General features: G+C 75.1%; 17 protein-coding genes. 9 read left to right on the top strand and 8 right to left on the bottom strand.

The window, feature by feature from the left end; translation table 11 throughout:
* Window positions 1–7: 7 nt before the first annotated feature.
* On the bottom strand, window positions 8–625 hold the full coding sequence (locus ATJ88_RS07385) for a hypothetical protein (RefSeq protein WP_098463267.1): 618 nt from the start codon (window positions 623–625) through the stop codon (window positions 8–10).
* Window positions 626–659: 34 nt separating this feature from the next.
* On the opposite strand from ATJ88_RS07385, the gene ATJ88_RS07380 reads away from it, so the two are divergent.
* Both ATJ88_RS07380 and ATJ88_RS07375 read left to right on the top strand, forming a co-directional pair.
* Complete coding sequence (locus tag ATJ88_RS07380; protein ID WP_098463266.1) at window positions 660–1,223, top strand: YbjN domain-containing protein; 564 nt, start codon at window positions 660–662, stop codon at window positions 1,221–1,223.
* Entirely contained in the window at window positions 1,220–1,708 is a 489-nt protein-coding gene (locus tag ATJ88_RS07375; protein WP_098463265.1) for a type III secretion system chaperone family protein, read from the top strand. The genes ATJ88_RS07380 and ATJ88_RS07375 overlap by 4 nt, the downstream gene beginning before the upstream one ends.
* 70 nt (window positions 1,709–1,778) lie before the next feature.
* Here ATJ88_RS07375 and miaB read toward each other — a convergent pair whose 3' ends face one another.
* On the bottom strand, window positions 1,779–3,407 hold the full coding sequence (miaB, locus tag ATJ88_RS07370; protein ID WP_098463264.1) for a tRNA (N6-isopentenyl adenosine(37)-C2)-methylthiotransferase MiaB: 1,629 nt from the start codon (window positions 3,405–3,407) through the stop codon (window positions 1,779–1,781).
* Window positions 3,408–3,544: 137 nt separating this feature from the next.
* Here miaB and ATJ88_RS07365 point away from each other — a divergent pair, with 137 nt between their 5' ends.
* From ATJ88_RS07365 to ATJ88_RS07350, 4 genes are all read left to right on the top strand, one after another.
* Window positions 3,545–4,321 carry an amino acid ABC transporter ATP-binding protein gene (locus tag ATJ88_RS07365; protein ID WP_098463263.1) on the top strand — a complete coding sequence of 259 codons (777 nt, stop codon included), beginning with the start codon at window positions 3,545–3,547 and terminating at the stop codon, window positions 4,319–4,321.
* Between the two features lie 32 nt (window positions 4,322–4,353).
* The gene (locus ATJ88_RS07360) at window positions 4,354–5,196 is read left to right on the top strand and encodes a glutamate ABC transporter substrate-binding protein (RefSeq protein WP_098463262.1); all 843 of its coding nucleotides are present in this window, start codon (window positions 4,354–4,356) and stop codon (window positions 5,194–5,196) included.
* A 116-nt stretch (window positions 5,197–5,312) separates the two neighbouring features.
* Complete coding sequence (locus tag ATJ88_RS07355) at window positions 5,313–5,990, top strand: ABC transporter permease subunit (RefSeq protein WP_098463261.1); 678 nt, start codon at window positions 5,313–5,315, stop codon at window positions 5,988–5,990.
* Window positions 5,987–6,931 (top strand): amino acid ABC transporter permease, encoded by a 945-nt coding sequence (locus tag ATJ88_RS07350; protein WP_098463260.1) that lies wholly within the window; start codon window positions 5,987–5,989, stop codon window positions 6,929–6,931. Before ATJ88_RS07355 ends, ATJ88_RS07350 begins: the two co-directional genes overlap by 4 nt.
* 127 nt (window positions 6,932–7,058) lie before the next feature.
* Here ATJ88_RS07350 and ATJ88_RS07345 read toward each other — a convergent pair whose 3' ends face one another.
* The 3 genes from ATJ88_RS07345 to ATJ88_RS07335 all read right to left on the bottom strand — a co-directional run bounded on the left by ATJ88_RS07345 (window position 7,059) and on the right by ATJ88_RS07335 (window position 9,279).
* Window positions 7,059–7,679, bottom strand: a complete 621-nt coding sequence (locus ATJ88_RS07345; protein WP_098463259.1) for a regulatory protein RecX — start codon at window positions 7,677–7,679, stop codon at window positions 7,059–7,061.
* 10 nt (window positions 7,680–7,689) lie between these two features.
* Window positions 7,690–8,820, bottom strand: coding sequence for a recombinase RecA (gene recA / locus ATJ88_RS07340; RefSeq protein ID WP_098465191.1), 1,131 nt, complete (start codon window positions 8,818–8,820; stop codon window positions 7,690–7,692).
* Window positions 8,821–9,045: 225 nt separating this feature from the next.
* Window positions 9,046–9,279 (bottom strand): DUF3046 domain-containing protein, encoded by a 234-nt coding sequence (locus ATJ88_RS07335; RefSeq protein ID WP_098463258.1) that lies wholly within the window; start codon window positions 9,277–9,279, stop codon window positions 9,046–9,048.
* Between the two features lie 55 nt (window positions 9,280–9,334).
* Between ATJ88_RS07335 and ATJ88_RS07330 the strand changes: the two genes are divergently transcribed.
* Together ATJ88_RS07330 and ATJ88_RS07325 are read left to right on the top strand one after the other, a co-directional pair.
* On the top strand, window positions 9,335–14,032 hold the full coding sequence (locus ATJ88_RS07330; RefSeq protein WP_211287483.1) for an ATP-dependent helicase: 4,698 nt from the start codon (window positions 9,335–9,337) through the stop codon (window positions 14,030–14,032).
* A gap of 26 nt (window positions 14,033–14,058) precedes the next feature.
* A complete protein-coding gene (locus ATJ88_RS07325; RefSeq protein WP_098463256.1) occupies window positions 14,059–14,883 on the top strand; it encodes a DNA-formamidopyrimidine glycosylase family protein in 825 nt (274 codons plus the stop codon).
* Here the strand turns inward: ATJ88_RS07325 and ATJ88_RS07320 are convergent.
* The 3 genes from ATJ88_RS07320 to pgsA all read right to left on the bottom strand — a co-directional run bounded on the left by ATJ88_RS07320 (window position 14,867) and on the right by pgsA (window position 16,452).
* Complete coding sequence (locus ATJ88_RS07320) at window positions 14,867–15,196, bottom strand: helix-turn-helix domain-containing protein (protein WP_098463255.1); 330 nt, start codon at window positions 15,194–15,196, stop codon at window positions 14,867–14,869. The genes ATJ88_RS07325 and ATJ88_RS07320 overlap by 17 nt on opposite strands.
* Window positions 15,197–15,400: 204 nt before the next feature.
* Complete coding sequence (locus tag ATJ88_RS07315) at window positions 15,401–15,874, bottom strand: CinA family protein (RefSeq protein ID WP_098463254.1); 474 nt, start codon at window positions 15,872–15,874, stop codon at window positions 15,401–15,403.
* Window positions 15,871–16,452 carry a CDP-diacylglycerol--glycerol-3-phosphate 3-phosphatidyltransferase gene (gene pgsA / locus ATJ88_RS07310; protein WP_098463253.1) on the bottom strand — a complete coding sequence of 194 codons (582 nt, stop codon included), beginning with the start codon at window positions 16,450–16,452 and terminating at the stop codon, window positions 15,871–15,873. The genes ATJ88_RS07315 and pgsA overlap by 4 nt, the downstream gene beginning before the upstream one ends.
* 93 nt (window positions 16,453–16,545) lie before the next feature.
* Between pgsA and ATJ88_RS07305 the strand changes: the two genes are divergently transcribed.
* Complete coding sequence (locus tag ATJ88_RS07305) at window positions 16,546–17,829, top strand: CapA family protein (protein ID WP_245852207.1); 1,284 nt, start codon at window positions 16,546–16,548, stop codon at window positions 17,827–17,829.
* Window positions 17,830–17,836 lie beyond the last annotated feature (7 nt).

Below are 17,836 nucleotides of genomic sequence, written 5' to 3'. Positions count from 1 at the left end.
GGCCCGGTCAGTCGGCGTGGGCGGCCGCACCGTCCCCGGCGGCCGCCGGGGTGGACCAGCTGGTGACCTCGTAGACGGGCGGCAGGTGGGGGGCGTCGACCCGGACCGTGGCGGTGCGGGGGCTCCACCCGCCGCGCCGGGCGAGGTCGGCGAGCACGGCGGACGCCGGGCCGGCGGGTCCGTGCGGCCCCGGCGACGCCACGACGAGGAGGTCGGCCCCGACGAGGACGTCGGCGGCCGCGACGACGTCGGCCGGCGACGCGCCCGGCCCCGTCTCCACGACGCGCGTGTCCGCGAGCGCCCCGGGCCCGGCGACGGCGGCGACCGCCCAGAGCGCGACGGACGCGGCGACCCCCGCGACGGCGTCGGACGGCCCGGCCGGGGCGGGCGGCAGGGCGGGGACCCACCGGTCGGCGACGCCGGCCGCGGCCAGGGAGGCCCGGCGGGCGTCGCGCCGCGTGACGGCCGCGTCGGCGAGCACGGCCCACCGGCGGGGCGTGGTGGTCGCGGCCTCGGCCAGGGCGGCCAGGACGGCGTCGCGCAGCGGCTGCAGGGCGCCGGTCGCGCCCCCCGCCCCGGGGACGAGCAGCGCGGTGGCGGGCAGGACGACGGCGCGGACGGTCACGGTGCCAACCTATCCGGACGTGTAGCGTGGGTCCGTGAGGTTCTTCGGGTCGCGCCGCACCAGCCGGACGTCCGGTGCCCGTACCGACGACGTCGACGTCGACCTGTCGGGCGCCGACCTCGAGGCGGTGCTCCTCGCGGGCTCCGTGGGCGAGGTCGCGGGGGTGCGTCCCGTCCCGGTCACCCGGGAACGGGTGAGCGCCTGGATGGACTCGTGCGGGTTCACCTACTTCGTGGACTCCGATGGCGACCTCGGCGGGATGTGGCACGGCCGGCTGTTCTACTTCCTCGTCCTCGGCTCCGGCGGCGAGGTGCTGCAGGTCCGTGGCCAGTGGCACCGCGAGGCGACGATCGAACGTCTCGGCGAGGTGCTCGAGCTCTGCAACGAGTGGAACGCCGAGCACATCTGGCCCAAGACGTACGCGCGGGTGCGCGACGACGGCGCCGTGGTGGTGTGCGCGGAGACGACCGTCAGCCTCGAGCACGGGGCGTCCGACGCCCAGCTCGGCCAGCTGCTGCACTGCGGCCTGTCCACCGGGGCCATGTTCTTCGAGCACCTGGACCGGTACTTCGTCGACCCGCTGCAGGTGGCGTCGTGAGCCCCCGCTGGCGGCGGGCGCTGGAGTCGGTGCGGCGTCGGGGCCGGGCCGACGCCCCCGCGGACCTGCCGGGCCCGCTGCGGGCGGAGCGGATCGGCGACGAGCTGGTGCGGCGCGGTTACCGGTTCCGCACCGACGACGACGGCGACCTCACCGGCACGTGGGACGGGAACCGATTCTGGTTCCTGCTGCTGGGCGAGGACGCGGAGATCCTCCAGGTGCGGGGCCGCTGGGCGGGCACCCTGCCCGACACGGCGCGACCGGCCGTGCTCCAGGCGTGCAACGACTGGAACCGTGAGCGGCTGTGGCCCAAGGTGTACGCCCGCGCCGAGGACGAGGGCCTGGCCCTGTACGGAGAGGTGTCGGTGGACCTGGAGCACGGCGTGACCGACGACCAGATCGCCGAGACCCTGTCGTGCGGCCTGGTGACGACGTCGCAGTTCTTCGCGAGCGTCGCGACGCTCGCGGACGCCGCCGGGTCCTGACCCCGGGGCCTCGGCGCGGGCGGGTCGCGGTCGGCGGCGTCGCGCGCGAGCGCGAACCGCGCGGCGTCGGTCAGCGGCGCAGGGTGGGCATCCCGAGGACGACGGGGCCGTCGGGCGCGGGCGCACCGTGGCCGTGCTCGTCGCCGCCGCCGAGGCGGGCCTTCTCCCGGGCCACCCAGGCGTCGCCCGACCGGGTGCGTCGCACCGCGTAGGTGCCGCCACCGGTCGCGGAGTCCGCGATGAGGTGGTGCGGTGCCGAACGCGTGACCTCGACGGTCACCATGTCGCCGGGCCGGGGCAGGCGCGGGTCCGGGGCGTCGGCGAGACGCGGGTCGTCGAGGGTGGCCGGCTGGTCCGGGAGCGGACCGTCGGGCAGGACCCCGGCGGGCAGGGCGAGGTGCACGAGCCGGTTGTCGCGCGCGCGGCCGGACAGCCGGTGGGTGGCGCCGTCCTTCTTGCCCGACCCCTCGGCGACGAGCACCTCGACGGTCCGGCCGACCTGCGCGGCGGACTCCTGCGCGCCGATGCGCTCCTGGAGGGCGAGCAGGCGCTCGAACCGTTCCTGGACGACCTCCTTGGGCAGGTGGCCGTCCATCGTCGCGGCGGGGGTGCCCGGGCGCGGGGAGTACTGGAACATGAACGCCGAGCTGAACCGCGACGCCTCGACGACGCGCAGGGTCTCGGCGAAGTCCTCCTCGGTCTCGCCCGGGAACCCGACGATGATGTCGGTCGTGATCGCGGCGTCCGGCATCGCGGCGCGCACGCGGTCGAGGATGCCGAGGAACTTCTCCGAGCGGTAGCTGCGGCGCATGGCGCGCAGCACCCGGTCCGAGCCGGACTGCAGCGGCATGTGGAGCTGCGGCATGACGTTGGGCGTCGCGGCCATCGCCTCGATGACGTCGTCGGTGAACGCCGCGGGGTGCGGGGACGTGAACCGCACCCGCTCCAGGCCCTCGATCTCGCCGCAGGCGCGCAGCAGCTTGGCGAACGCGCCGCGGTCGCCGAACTCGACGCCGTAGCTGTTGACGTTCTGCCCGAGCAGGGTCACCTCGACGGCGCCGGCGTCGACGAGCGCCTGGACCTCGGCGAGGATCTCGCCGGGCCGGCGGTCGCGCTCCTTGCCGCGCAGGTGCGGCACGATGCAGAAGGTGCACGTGTTGTTGCAGCCCACCGAGATGGACACCCAGCCCGCGTAGACGGACTCGCGTCGCGTCGGCAGCGTCGAGGGGAAGACCTGGAGCGACTCGGCGATCTCGACCTGCGCGGCCTCGTTGTGCCGGGCGCGCTCGAGCAGCACCGGCAGCGCGTCGAGGTTGTGCGTGCCGAACACGACGTCCACCCAGGGCGCCCGGGTGACGATCTCGCCGCGGTCCTTCTGCGCCAGGCACCCGCCGACGGCGATCTGCATGCCCGGCCGCGACGCCTTGACGCTCGCGAGCTGGCCCAGGTTGCCGTAGAGGCGCGTCGCGGCGTTCTCCCGGACCGCGCACGTGTTGATGACGACCACGTCGGCGCTGTCCAAGGCGTCCTCCGCGGCCGACGCCTTGCGGTACCCCGCCTGCTCCAGCATGCCGGCCATGTGCTCCGAGTCGTGCACGTTCATCTGGCAGCCGAGGGTGCGCACGACGTACGTGCGGTCGGGGGCCGGGGTCTCGACGGGCATGGCATCGCTCACGGGGGTAGGCAGGGTGGTGGACATCGTCGTCCAGGGTACGTCCCGCACCGGGCCGCGATCGACCCGGCCCCGGGCGCGACCTGGCACGTCGTTACCGATTCGTTGCCGACTTGGGACGAACGGTGCTGGTCCGTGTAACAACGACTGGTTAGGTTCATGGGATGGATCACACCGGAGCGACCCGGCCCGACGCGCACCTCGGGGACCCGCTCGTCGTGCTGGACGGCGTCAACAAGCACTTCGGCGAGCTGCACGTCCTGCAGGACATCGACCTCACCGTCCGGCAGGGCGAGGTCCTCGTCGTCATCGGCCCGTCCGGGTCGGGCAAGTCGACCCTGTGCCGGGCGATCAACCGTCTCGAGACGATCGACACGGGCACGATCCGCGTCGACGGCCAGGAGATGCCCGCCGAGGGGCGCGACCTCGCCCGGCTGCGCGCCGACGTCGGCATGGTCTTCCAGTCGTTCAACCTGTTCGCGCACAAGACGGTGCTCGACAACGTGACGCTCGGCCCGCGCAAGGTCCGCAAGGTCTCCAAGGCGGAGGCCGAGGCCGAGGCGCTGAAGCTGCTGGACCGCGTCGGCGTGAAGAACCAGGCTGCCAAGCTGCCCGCCCAGCTCTCGGGCGGGCAGCAGCAGCGCGTCGCCATCGCGCGCTCCCTGGCCATGCACCCCAAGGTGATGCTGTTCGACGAGCCGACCTCCGCCCTCGACCCCGAGATGATCAACGAGGTCCTCGACGTCATGGTCGGCCTGGCGCGCGACGGCATGACGATGATCGTCGTCACCCACGAGATGGGGTTCGCGCGCAAGGCCGCCGACCGCGTCGTGTTCATGGCCGACGGGCAGGTCGTCGAGCAGGCCACGCCGGAGGAGTTCTTCACGAACCCCCGCAGCGACCGCGCCAAGGACTTCCTGTCGAAGATCCTCACCCACTGACCCAGCACCGCAGAAACGACGAAGGGAACATCATGCGACGCACGCGCACCACGGGGGCGATCGCTCTGGCGGCGACCGCCGCTCTCACGCTCGCGGCCTGCTCCAGCGACGACGGCGGGAGCGGGGACGGCGGAGACGAGGGCATCACCATCGGCATCAAGTTCGACCAGCCCGGCCTCGGCTTCATGGAGGGCGACACCCCCTCCGGCTTCGACGTGGAGGTCGCCAAGTACGTGGCCGGCGAGCTCGGCTACTCCGAGGACCAGATCACCTGGATGGAGTCGCCGTCCGCCCAGCGCGAGACGCTGCTCTCCACCGGCCAGGTCGACATGATCTTCGCGACCTACTCGATCACCGACGAGCGTCGCGAGCAGGTCTCCTTCGCCGGCCCGTACTTCGTCGCCGGTCAGGACCTCCTCGTCGCGGCCGACAACACCGACATCACCGGTCCGGACACCCTCGACGGCAAAAACCTCTGCTCCGTCACCGGGTCGACCTCGGCCGAGCGCATCAAGGAGGAGTACTCCGAGGGCGTGAACCTGCTCGAGCAGCCCGGCTACGCCGAGTGCGTCACCGCGCTCGTCGCCGGCACCGTCGACGCGGTCACCACCGACGACATCATCCTCGCGGGCCTCGGCGCCCAGCCCGCCAACGCCGGCAAGGTCAAGGTCGTCGGCAACACCTTCTCGGAGGAGAAGTACGGCGTCGGCCTGCCGAAGGACTCCGACCAGTGCGAGGCCATCGACGAGGCCATCACCAAGATGATCGACGAGGGCGCCTGGCAGGAGGCCCTCGACACGGCCACCGAGGGCACCGGCTACGTGCCGAACGCCGACCTCAACAGCCCGCCGGAGTTCGAGCCCTGCGACATGTGAGCCGCCCGGGTGCCCGGTCGGACCGCCGTCCCGGCGGTCCGACCGGGCACCCGGCCCTCCCGCTCGTCGCGCACCGAGCGTCCTGACACCACCACCTGCGAAGGAGCCTGCCTCACGTGGCGGAGTACCTCGACATCATCCGCGAGTACGACGTGCTCGGGGCGTTCTGGGTCAACATCCAGCTCGCCTTCTGGGCGGCGATCTTCTCCCTCGTCCTCGGGACGCTGCTCGCGCTCCTGCGGATCTCGCCCGTCGGCAGCCTGCGGTGGGCCGGCAGCGCCTACGTCACCGTGTTCCGCAACACCCCGCTGACGATCATCATGGTCTTCATGGTGCTCGGCGCCTGGGGCCAGCTCCAGCTCACGCTGTCGAGCGACTTCAACGTCAACTTCTTCTGGCTCGCCGTCGTCGCCCTGACCGTCTACCACGCGGCGTTCGTCTGCGAGGCCATCCGCTCCGGGGTCAACACCGTCCCCGTCGGCCAGGCGGAGGCCGCGCGGTCCATCGGGCTGTCGTTCCTGCCCGCCGCGCGGATGATCATCCTGCCGCAGGCGTTCCGGGGCGCCGTCGCCCCGCTGGGCAACGTGCTCATCGCCCTCATCAAGAACACGACCGTGGCGGCCGCCGCCTCCGTCGCCACCGAGACGTCCTCGGTGATGAAGACGATGATCGAGTTCCGGCCCGACTACATCTACGCGATCTTCTTCACCTTCGCGATCGGCTACGTCATCCTCGTGACACCCGTCGGTGTGCTGACCACCTCCCTCTCCCGACGACTGGCGGTGGCCCGATGAGCGCGTCCGTCCTGTTCGACGCCCCCGGCCCGCGGGCCCGGCGTCGCATCCTGCTCGGCAACGTCGTCGGGGCGCTCGTCGTCGCGGCCGGTGCCGCGTTCGTCCTGACCCGCCTGGCCGACAAGGGTCAGCTCGACGCGGACCTGTGGCTCGCCGCGGTGGACGCCAACGCGTGGACCAACTACTACATCCCCGGCTTCCTCTACACCGTGCGCGCGGCCGGGGCCGCCATCGTCGGGGCCGGGATCTTCGGCCTGCTGTTCGGCCTCGGCCGGCTCGCCTCGTCCCGGACCGTCCGCATCGTGTGCGGCGCCGTCGTGGAGTTCTTCCGGGCCGTGCCCGTCCTGCTCATGATGGTGTTCTTCTGGCTGCTGCTCGCGAACGCCGGCGTGCCGTCGCCGTCCTACTGGGGCGTCGTCATCGCCCTGGTCCTGTACAACGGCTCGGTCGTGGCGGAGCTGGTCCGCTCCGGCGTGCACGGCCTGCCCCGCGGCCAGCGCGAGGCCGCCCTGTCCGTCGGCCTCACCCGCGGCCAGTCCCTGCGGTCCGTGGAGGTCCCGCAGGCGCTCGTGGCCATGCTCCCGGCGCTCGTCTCCCAGCTGGTCGTCGTCCTGAAGGACTCCGCGCTCGGCGCGATCATCTCCTACAGCGAGCTGCTCCAGCACGCGCGACGGCTCGGCTCCGGCGAGGGCAACATCCTGCAGACCCTCACCGTGGCCGCGCTGCTGTTCATCCTCATCAACTGGGGCCTGACCAAGCTCGCCGAGCGCCTGAGCCGGACGGTGCGCCGCACCGCGGGCCGCACCGGCACCACCGCGGCCGGTCTCGACGCCGGCGTCGGGGAGGGCGCGACCGCGGTCGCCGCCGAGGCGCCGCACGGCCTCACCCACGGAGAGGGCGCGGGCCCGGGCGACCCCGACCGGCCGGCACGCTGGGACTGACCGGTACGCACGCCGTCCCGACAGGGCGGTCGTCGACGAACGGCGGAGGCCGGCACTCCTGGGGGGTGCCGGCCTCCGCCGTTCCCGCGACACGCGACGGTCCGACGGGATCGCGGGTCGCTCCGGATCACCGGTCTGCTGCCGCCTCAGTCGTCGTCGAGGGGAACCCGTCGCCCGAGCCCTCGTCCTCACCCTCCGCGCGCAGCGCCTCGGTGACCGCGGCGAACGCCACGCCCGGGCTGTGCCCCTTGCGCGACAGGGCGCCCACGGCGCGCCGTACCCGCTTGTCCCGGTCCAGGCCACGGGTGCGGGCCACGTGCTTGCGCGCCAGGACGGCGGCCGCCTCCGCCTCGTCGTCGCCGTCGATCTGGGACAGGGCCTCGCCCGCGGTCTCGGTGTCGATCCCGCGCCGGCGCAGCTCCATCGAGATCGCCCGGCGTGCCTGCCCCCGCTCGGCGTGGCGGGTGCGCACGATCATGTCGGCGTAGGCGGCGTCGTCGACCAGCGCCACCTCCTCGAACCGGTCGAGCACCGGCTCCACGACGTGCTCGGGGAACCCCTTGCGGGCCAGCGCCCGGGCGAGCTCGGCCCGGCTCCTCGGCGCGGCCGTCAGCGTGCGCAGGACCGACTCCCGGGCCAGCTCCGTGGCGCCGTCGAGAGAGAGGTCGCCCGACTCGAGTCGTTCCGCGACGGACGGGCGGCCGCGACGCTTCCCCACGCCGCGACCGCCCTGGTCGTCCTCGTTCATCGCGGGGCCGTCAGAACGGCGACTTCTTGCTCTTCGCCGCCGCGCGTGCCGGCGCCTTGGCCGGGGCCGCCGGGGCCTCGTCCGCGGAGGCGACCGCCGCAGCCTCCGTGCCGGGCTCCGCGCCGTCGGCCGGGGTGTCGACCTTGGCGCCGACGCCGAGCTTCTCCTTGATCCGCTTCTCGAGCTCGTTCGCCAGGTCGGGGTTGTCCCGCAGGAACGACCGGGCGTTCTCCTTGCCCTGGCCGAGCTGGTCGCCGTCGTAGGTGAACCAGGAGCCGGACTTGCGCACGAACCCGTGCTCCACGCCCATGTCGATGAGGCCGCCCTCGCGGGAGATGCCGACGCCGTAGATGATGTCGAACTCGGCCTGCTTGAACGGCGGCGCCATCTTGTTCTTGACGACCTTGACGCGGGTCCGGTTGCCGACTGCGTCGGTGCCCTCCTTGAGGGTCTCGATGCGGCGGATGTCGAGGCGCACCGACGCGTAGAACTTCAGCGCCTTGCCGCCGGTGGTGGTCTCGGGCGAGCCGAAGAACACGCCGATCTTCTCGCGGAGCTGGTTGATGAAGATCGCGGTGGTGCCCGACGCGCTCAGCGCGCCGGCGATCTTGCGCAGCGCCTGGGACATGAGGCGGGCCTGGAGACCGACGTGGCTGTCGCCCATCTCGCCCTCGATCTCGGCCTTGGGCACGAGCGCCGCGACGGAGTCGATGACGATGATGTCGAGGGCGCCGGACCGGATGAGCATGTCGGCGATCTCGAGCGCCTGCTCACCGGTGTCGGGCTGGGAGACGAGGAGGGCGTCGGTGTCGACGCCCAGCTTCTTCGCGTACTCGGGGTCCAGGGCGTGCTCGGCGTCGATGAACGCCGCGATGCCGCCGTTCTTCTGGGCGTTGGCCACCGCGTGCAGGGCGACGGTCGTCTTGCCGGAGGACTCCGGCCCGTAGACCTCGATGATGCGCCCGCGCGGCAGGCCGCCGATCCCGAGCGCGACGTCGAGGGCGATGGCTCCGGTGGGGATGACCTCGACCGGGGCGCGCCCCTCCTCGCCGAGTCGCATGATCGAGCCCTTGCCGAAGTTGCGGTCGATCTGGGCGAGAGCGGCTTCGAGGGCCTTCTCGCGGTCTTCCGGTCCAGGCATGTCGGTCACCTTCGCGTTCTTGGCGCGGCCGCGCGCCGGGGGTCTGCTGCTCATGTCGAGGACGACCGTACGTGGCGCCACCGACAAGGACGTGGACCGTGGGGTCCGGGTGTGGACGACGTCACGCCGACGGCGTCCTGTGGACCACAGTACCCGAACACCCGTTCGAACGACGTCCGGCGGTGCCGCGTGTCGCGGCGTGTCGCGCCCGGCGGCGTCCGCCCGTCAGCGCGGCGGCGGAGCCTGCCGGTGGCGGTCGTGACCCCAGCGCCGCTCCGGCGGGACGTCGAGCGCGTCGCACAGCGCGTGCCAGACGTCACGGGGCTCGGCGCCGTCCTCGAGCGCCTGCGCCGGGGTGCGGTCGCCGAGGGCGGGCAGCACCTGCTCGCGCACGAGCACGCCTCCGTAGGCCGGGCCGAAGACCTCGGCGACGAGCTGGGAGAAGTCGGAGTAGCGCACCGCACCACCTTCGCACGTCCGGCGCGGTGTCGGTGCACCGGTGCAGGATGGGGCGGTGGCCACCTCGACCGACCCGCTCGCGCACTTCTCCGCGGCCACGCGCGACTGGTTCGGCGGATCGTTCGACGGGCCCACGCCCGCGCAGGCGGGCGCGTGGGACGCGATCGGCGCGGGCGACCACGCCCTCGTCGTCGCCCCGACCGGATCCGGCAAGACGCTCGCCGCGTTCCTCTGGGCCGTGGACCGCCTGCTGTCCGCTCCCCCGCCCGACGCCGCGCTGCGCTGCCGCGTGCTGTACGTCTCCCCCCTCAAGGCGCTGGCCGCCGACGTGCAGCGCAACCTGCGCGCACCCCTCACCGGCATCCGGCAGGCCGCCGCCCGCCGGGGCACGCCGGCGCCCGAGGTCACGGTCGGGATGCGCACCGGCGACACCCCGGCGTCCGAGCGCCGGTCGTTCGCCGCCCGCCCGCCCGACGTCCTCGTCACCACGCCCGAGTCGCTCTTCCTCGTGCTGACGTCCTCGGCCCGGGCGGGCCTGGCGGGCGTCGAGACCGTGGTCGTCGACGAGATCCACGCCCTCGCCGGGACCAAGCGCGGGGCGCACCTGGCCGTGAGCCTGGAACGCCTCGACGAGCTGCTGTCCCGGCCCGCGCAACGGATCGGCCTGTCGGCGACGGTCCGGCCCGTCGACGCGGTCGCCGGGTTCCTCGGCGGCGGCCGGACGCCGGCGGACGGCGGGCGGGAGGTCGTCGTCGTCGCGCCGCCGTCCACCAAGCGCTGGGACCTCAGCGTCGCGGTGCCCGTGCCCGACCTCACCGACCTCGCCGACGCCGGCACCCCCGGCGACGACCTCGCCGGCGCGGCGACGTCGCCCGCCCGGCAGGCGTCGGTGTGGCCGCACGTCACGGACCGGGTGGTCGACCTGGTCGCCGAGCGCCGCTCCACCCTCGTCTTCACGAACTCGCGACGCGCGGCCGAGCGCATGACGGCCCGGATCAACGAGACGTGGGCCGAGCGGCAGGGCCTCGCCGTCGCGGACCCGGGGACGACGCAGGCGGCCGAGGCACCGGGGCAGTCGGGCACGGCCTCGCCCCTGCCCGACGACGTCCCCGTCCTGGCCCGCGCGCACCACGGCTCGATGAGCCGCACCGAGCGCACCCGCACCGAGTCCGAGCTCAAGGCGGGCACGCTGCCCGCCGTCGTGGCGACGTCGTCCCTGGAGCTCGGCATCGACATGGGGGCCGTCGACCTCGTCGTGCAGGTCGGGGCGCCGCCGTCGGTGGCCAGCGGGCTGCAGCGGGTGGGACGCGCCGGGCACCAGGTGGGCGCGGTGTCCCACGGCGTGGTGCTGCCGACGCACCGGGGGGACCTCGTGCCCGCCGCCGTGGTGGCGCAGCGGATGCTCGCGGGCGACATCGAGCCCCTGCACGTCGTGTCGAACCCGCTGGACGTGCTCGCCCAGCAGGTCGTGGCGACGCTCGCGCTCGAGGACCGCACGGCCGACGACCTGCTCGCGCTGGTCCGGCGCGCCGCACCGTTCCGCGCGCTCGGCGACGCGACGTGGCACGGCGTGCTCGACATGCTGGCGGGCCGCTACCCGAGCGAGGAGTTCGCCGAGCTGCGGCCGCGCGTCGTGTGGGACCGCGCCACCGGCCGGCTCTCGGCCCGCCCGGGCGCCCAGCGGCTCGCCGTCACCAGCGGCGGCACCATCCCCGACCGCGGCATGTACGGCGTCTACCTCGCCGGCGACGAGGGCGGGCGCGGCGGCAAGCGGGTCGGCGAGCTCGACGAGGAGATGGTCTACGAGTCGCGCGTGGGCGACACGTTCACGCTCGGGTCGTCGACGTGGCGGATCGACGACATCACCCCCGACCGGGTGCTCGTCACGCCCGCGCCCGGGCTGCCCGGGCGCCTGCCGTTCTGGAAGGGCGACGCACCGGGGCGGCCCGCGCCCCTGGGCCGGGCCGTCGGCGAGTTCCGCCGCGAGGCCGACGCCGCGCTGGCCGCGGACCCCGCCCGCGGGCGGGCCTACCTCGCCGACGCCGGGCTGGACCCGTGGGCGGCCGACAACCTCGCCGCCTACCTCACCGAGCAGCGCGAGGCGACCGGCCGGGTCCCGGACGACCGGACGCTCGTCGTGGAGCGGTTCCGCGACGAGCTCGGCGACTGGCGGGTCGTGGTCCACTCCCCGTACGGCGCGCGCGTGCACACCCCGTGGGCGCTGGTCGTCGCGGCCCGGCTGCGCGAGCGCCTCGGGGCGGACGTCGCGGCGATGCCGTCGGACGACGGGATCGTGCTGCGCCTGCCCGGGGACTCGCCGTGGGACCTGGAGGCGGTCGTCACCGACCCGCAGGTGGGCGCGGACGACCTGCTGGTGGACCCGGCGGACCTGGACGCCGCGGTGCGTGCGGAGCTCGGCTCGTCGGTGCTGTTCGCGGCCCGGTTCCGGGAGGCCGCGGCCCGCGCCCTGCTGCTCCCCCGCCGGCGCCCGGACCGGCGCGCGCCGCTGTGGCAGCAGCGCCAGCGCGCGGCGCAGCTCCTCCAGGTGGCGTCCGCCCACCCCGAGTTCCCGATCATGCTGGAGGCGGCCCGCGAGTGCCTCCAGGACGACTTCGACGTCGCGGCGCTGCGCACCCTCCTGACGGACGTGGCCGCGGGACGGGTCGGGCTGGTCGAGGTGACGACGCCCCAGCCCTCCCCCTTCGCCCGCTCCCTGCTGTTCGGGTACACCGCGCAGTTCCTCTACGACGGCGACGCCCCCCTGGCCGAGCGGCGTGCCGCGGCCCTCACCCTCGACGCCGACCTCCTGGCCGAGCTCCTGGGCGAGCAGGGCGCGACCGACCTCGCGGACCTGCTGGATCCCGAGGCGGTCACCCGGACGCAGGACGAGCTGCAGGCGCTCGCCCCGGACCGGCGGGCGCGGGACGCCGAGGCCCTGTGGGACGTCCTGCGCCGCACCGGCCCGCACCCGCTGGGCGACCTCGTCGCACGGACCGTGCCGGAGCGGTCGGCGGACGTGCCCGGCTGGCTGACCGGGCTCGAGCGGGACCGGCGGGTGCTGCGCTTCCGCCGCGGCGGCGTCGAGCGGTGGGCGGTGGTCGACGACGCGGGCCGCCTGCGTGACGCCCTGGGCGTGGAGCTGCCCGCGGGGCTCGCGGAGCAGGTGCTCGACGGCGGGCCGGACCCGCTGGGCGACCTGGTGCGACGGCACGCCCGCACCCACGGGCCGTTCACGGCCGCCGAGGTGGCGCACCGGTTCGGTCTGGGGCACGCGGTCGTGGCCCACGCCCTGGCGGTGCTCGTCGAGGCGGGGGTCGTGGTGCGCGGTGCGCTGCGGCCGGAGGTGATCGGGGGGACGGGCGACGAGTTCTGCGACGTCGGGGTGCTGCAGGTCCTGCGTCGTCGGTCGTTGGCGGCGCTGCGCGCGGAGGTGGAGCCGGTCGAGCCGGAGGCCCTGGGGCTGTTCCTGCCCCGCTGGCAGGAGGTGGGCACGCGCGCGCTGCGCGGCACGGACGGCCTGCTGCGCGCCGTGGAGCAGCTCGCCGGAGCGGCGGTCCCGGCGTCGGCCCTGGAGACCCTGGTGCTGCCGGCCCGCGTGGAGGGCTACACCCCGGCGCTGCTCGACCAGCTGACGACCACCGGGGAGGTGCTGTGGGCCGGGCACCGGCCGCCGAGCACGGCGGGCGGCGGGGACGGGACGGTGAGCCTCCACCTGGCCGAGGACGCCCCGCTGACCCTGGCCGCGCCCGACGAGGTGGAGCCGGACGGCCCGCTGGACACGCCGCTGCACCGTGCGGTGCTGGACCACCTGACGGGGTCGGGCGGCTACTTCCTCGGGCCGCTGGCGGAGGTGACGGGGCACGGTCCTGACGAGGTCCTCGAGGTGCTGTGGGACCTGGTCTGGTCCGGGCACGTGACGAACGACGGGATCGGCGCGCTGCGGGAGCGGCTCGGGTCCCGTGCGCGGGCCCACCGGTCCGGGCGCCCGGGCGCCCGGGCGCGTCCGCTGCGGCGTTCTCGGTTCGCCGGGTCGCGGCCGGTGGTGCCGCGCGGCGGGGGCGGACGGTGGTCGGCCCTGCCCGCCCGGGAGGAGGACGCCACCGTCCTGGCGCACGCCGTGACGCAGGTGCTGCTGGACCGCCACGGCGTGCTCACCCGCGCGATGGCGCCCGCCGAGGGGGTGACGGGCCGGTTCCGCGACGTCTACCGCGTGCTCAGCGGCCTGGAGGAGCGCGGAGCGGTCCGCCGCGGGTACTTCGTGGAGCGGCTCGGCGGCGCCCAGTTCGCGCTGCCGGGGGCCGTCGACCGCCTGCGGGCGGACGCCGCGGAACGGGACCGGCTCCGGGCCGACCCGGACGCCCCGCACCGCACGCTGCTGCTCGCGGCGACCGACCCCGCGAACCCGTACGGTGCGGCGCTGCCCTGGCCGGCCGCCGGGCCGGACCGCGCGGCGGCGCACCGCCCGGGCCGCAAGGCGGGAGCGGTGGTCGTGCTCGTGGACGGCGCGCTCGGCCTCTACGTGGAGCGGGGCGGGCGCACGGTGCTGACGTTCACCGACGAGCCCGAGCTCCTGGCGGCGGCCGCCGCGACCCTGGCGGGCGACGCGCGTGCGGACCGGCTGGGCCGGCTGACCGTGCGCGTGGTCGACGGGGTGGCCGCGCTCGACGCGGTCCCCGCGCGGGGACCCGCGGTGTCGGCCCTGCTGGCGGCGGGGTTCACGGTCACGCCGCAAGGCCTGCGGGTGGGTCGCTAGCCTGGGGGACGGACGAGGGAGGTGTCGTGCCGGAGGGTGACGTGCTGCGGCTGACGGCCGCCCGCCTGGAGCGAGCGCTGGCCGACGGGCCCCTGACGCGCGCCGACCTGCGCTGGCCGGGGGCGGCGACGACGGTGCTGACCGGGCGCCGCGTCGTGTCGTGCGTCGCCTACGGCAAGCACCTGCTGACGCGCTTCGACGACGGGCGCACCCTGCACACCCACCTGCGGATGGAGGGCGAGTGGCGCGTCACCCCGGCGTCGGCGCCGGTCCCCGGCCACCACATGGTCCGGGCGGTCCTCGGGACGGAGCGCTGGACGTGCGTGGGGTGGCGGCTCGGGATGCTGGACGTGCTGCGCACGCGCGACGAGCCGCGCCTGCTGGCGCGGCTCGGGCCGGACGTGCTGGGGGACGACTTCGAGGGCGAGGGGCTGGCGCGCGGGGTGGAGCTCCTCGCCGCGCAGGGCGGGCGTCCGCTGTGCGACGTGCTGCTCGACCAGCAGGTGGTCGCGGGTCTCGGCACGATCTGGATGGCGGAGACCCTGTTCACGCTGCGGCTGCACCCGTGGGCGCCCGCGGACTCGCTCGACGACGCCGGGCGGGAGCTCCTGCTGCGCACGGCACGCCGGCTGCTGGCGGGGAGCGTGCGGATCGGCGCCGAGCGCGGGCTGCAGCATGTACCGCGCGCCGTCCACGGGCGGCTCGGCGCGCCGTGCGTGCGCTGCCGCACGCCCGTCCAGGTGGGGCAGGCGAACGAGCCGCCCTACGAGCGGCCGGTGTTCTGGTGCCCGACCTGCCAGGCCCCGACCGGGTCGGGGGACGGCGCCTCCCGGCTCAGCCGACCGGCGTGAGGTCCCCGCGCGGCGCGCCGCCGCGGGCGTACATGCCCGCGAGCACGTCGGCCGGGATGGTGTCGGGGATCTGCAGGCCCTCGGCGACCGCGATGCGGTCGCTCACCTCGCGCAGGACGAGGGACAGCGGCACGTCGAGCGCCTCGCAGATGGACGCGAGGAGCTCGGAGGACGCCTCCTTCTGCCCGCGCTCCACCTCGGAGAGGTAGCCGAGCGAGACCCGGGCGGCTGACGACACCTCGCGCAGGGTGCGGCCCTGTCGCTGGCGTGCGTCACGCAGCACGTCACCGATCTCCCGTCGCAGGACGATCATGTCGCGCCCCCTTCCTTCGTCGAGCTCCCCCGGGCCGGGGGTGGCACTACCGTACCGCGACCCGAGCGCGGTACGTCGAGCGGGACGCGCATCGATACGGGTTCGTGGCCTGTTCGCGATCACACCTGCGCAACGCGCGAGGTGCCCGCCGTGTTCCCGGCGGTCCGTCGTGCGCAGGAACCGCGCCCGACGCGCACCGGACCTTCACTCCCCCGGGCCGGCCAGCGCCCGCCCGGCCAGCCCCAGCACGGCCTCGACCGCGGCGCGGCGCACGGAGTCCCGGTCGCCGTCGCAGGTCAGCCCCGTCACCCGAGGGCCGTCGGGCGTGACGACCGCCACGAACACCGTCCCAGCGGGCACGCCGTCCTGCGGTCCGGGGCCGGCGACGCCGGTGGTGGCGAGCCCGACGTCGGCGCCCGTGCGGCGGCGCACGCCGTCGGCCATCGCGACGGCGACGTCCGGGTCGACGGGGCCGCGGCGGTCCAGCAGCCCGGGGTCGACGTCGAGGAGCGACGCCTTGAGGTCGGTGGCGTAGGCCACGACGCCGCCGCGCAGCACGGTGGACGCGCCGGGGACGTCGACGAGGCGGGCGGTGACCAGCCCGCCGGTGAGGGACTCCGCGACGCCGAGGGTCCAGCCGCGGGACCGCGCCGCGGCCAGGACGTCGTGGGGGGTCATGCGTCCGTCGCGCGACGGCGCAGGCGCACCGCCTGGACGACGTAGTCCACGCCGGTGACGAGGGTGACGACGATCGCGGCGGCCATGACCACCCAGGCGATCACGGTCACGGCGGACGGGAGCTGGTCGAGCGGGAGCAGGAAGATGCTGATCGCGGCGATCTGCAGGACGGTCTTGATCTTGCCGCCGCGCGAGGCCGGCATGACCGCGTAGCGCAGCATCGCCATCCGCATCACCGTGATGCCGAGCTCGCGCACGAGGATCACGGCGGGCACCCACCACGGCAGCTCGCCGAGCGGCCACCACAGCAGGACCAGCGCCGTGCCGGTGAGGGCCTTGTCCGCGATGGGGTCGAGGATCTTGCCGAGGTCGGTGACGAGCCCGCGCGAGCGCGCGAGGTGCCCGTCGACGCGGTCGCTGAGCGCCGCCAGCAGGAACACGCCGGTGGCCACCAGGCGCCAGAGCATCGAGTCGCCGTCGTCGACCAGGAGCAGCACCGCGAACACGGGGACGAGGGCGATGCGCGCCGCCGTCACGGCGTTCGCGATGTTCCACGGCGAGGGAGCGGCATCGGTCATCCCGCCAGCCTACTGTGCGTGGGACGGCGCAGGTCGCAGCGCGACGACGGCCCCCGGCGTCACGGCGCGGGGCGACAGCGGTACGCTTCGCCCGTGACCGCAGCCCGCCGGCCGACGCACGCCCGGCACCGTCGCCCCGTGCCGCGCGCGGTGGTGGGTGCCGTCGTCGCCGCGGTCGCCTTCGCCGGCACGCTCGGCGCGTGCCGTGCCGTCACCTCGGACCCGGCGCCGGCGGGGACCGTGACGGCGTCGCCGGACGTGGCGGTCGCCAAGTCCGCCCCGCCCGCGCCCGCCCCGCCCACGGAGTTCACCGTGCTGGCCGCCGGGGACCTCCTCCCCCACGACCCGGTCGTCCGGTCCGCGGGCGGCGGGGACGAGTTCGGCCGGCTGCTGGACGGCCTCGACGACTGGGTCGAGGGGGCCGACCTCGCCCTGTGCCACCTGGAGGTCCCGGTCGCGCCGACGGGCACCGCCCCGAGCGGGTACCCGATGTTCGGCGCCCCGGCGGGGCTGGTCCCCGCGCTCGCGGAGCAGGGCTGGGACGGCTGCTCGACCGCGTCGAACCACTCGGTCGACCGTGGCTACGACGGCGTCGTGACGACGCTGGACGCCCTCGACGAGGCCGGGATGGGGCACGTCGGCACCGCGCGCTCGGCCGCGGAGAAGAAGGCCCCGCAGCTCTACGAGATCGAGCGGGCCGGGCGCACACTCACCGTCGCGCACCTGTCCGCGACGTACGGCCTCAACGGGCTGCCGATGCCGTCGCAGGCGCCGTGGGCGGTCACCCTCATCGACGCCGGTCGGCTCGTCGCGCAGGCCGAGCGGGCCCGCCGCGACGGGGCCGACCTCGTGCTCGTCAGCCTGCACGCGGGCGTCGAGTACACGGAGAACCTCACCGACCAGCAGGTCGACGTGGTGGCGGCCCTCGCGGAGTCGGGCGCCGTGGACCTGGTGATCGGCCATCACGCGCACGTCCCGCAGCGCATCGACGACGTCCCGGGCGGACCGGGCGGCGACGGGATGTGGGTGGCCTACGGGCTGGGCAACCTCCTGTCGAACCAGAGCGCGGACTGCTGCGACGTCCGGACGAGCAACGGCGTGCTGCTGGTCGCCGACGTCACCCAGGAGCGACCCGGGAGCCCGGCCCGGGTGGTCGACGTGACCTGGACCGGCTCCACCGTCGACATCGCGGCGGGGCACCGGGTGCACGCGCTGCCCGACGTCCTGGACGACGCCGCCGCCACGACGCTGTCCGCCGGCGAGCTCGCGGCCCGCGAGGACCGCGTCGCCGCGGCCGTCGGGGACGCTGCCGCGGAGCGGACCGAGGCGCCGGAGCCGACCGGTCCCGAGCCCGAGGTCGTCGGGCGCACCGACTGACCCCACC

The organism is Isoptericola jiangsuensis, assembly GCF_002563715.1.
GTDB classification, from domain to species: domain Bacteria; phylum Actinomycetota; class Actinomycetes; order Actinomycetales; family Cellulomonadaceae; genus Isoptericola; species Isoptericola jiangsuensis.
Note: the sequence above shows the minus strand (reverse complement) of the source record. Positions and strands in the feature narration are given on the sequence as shown.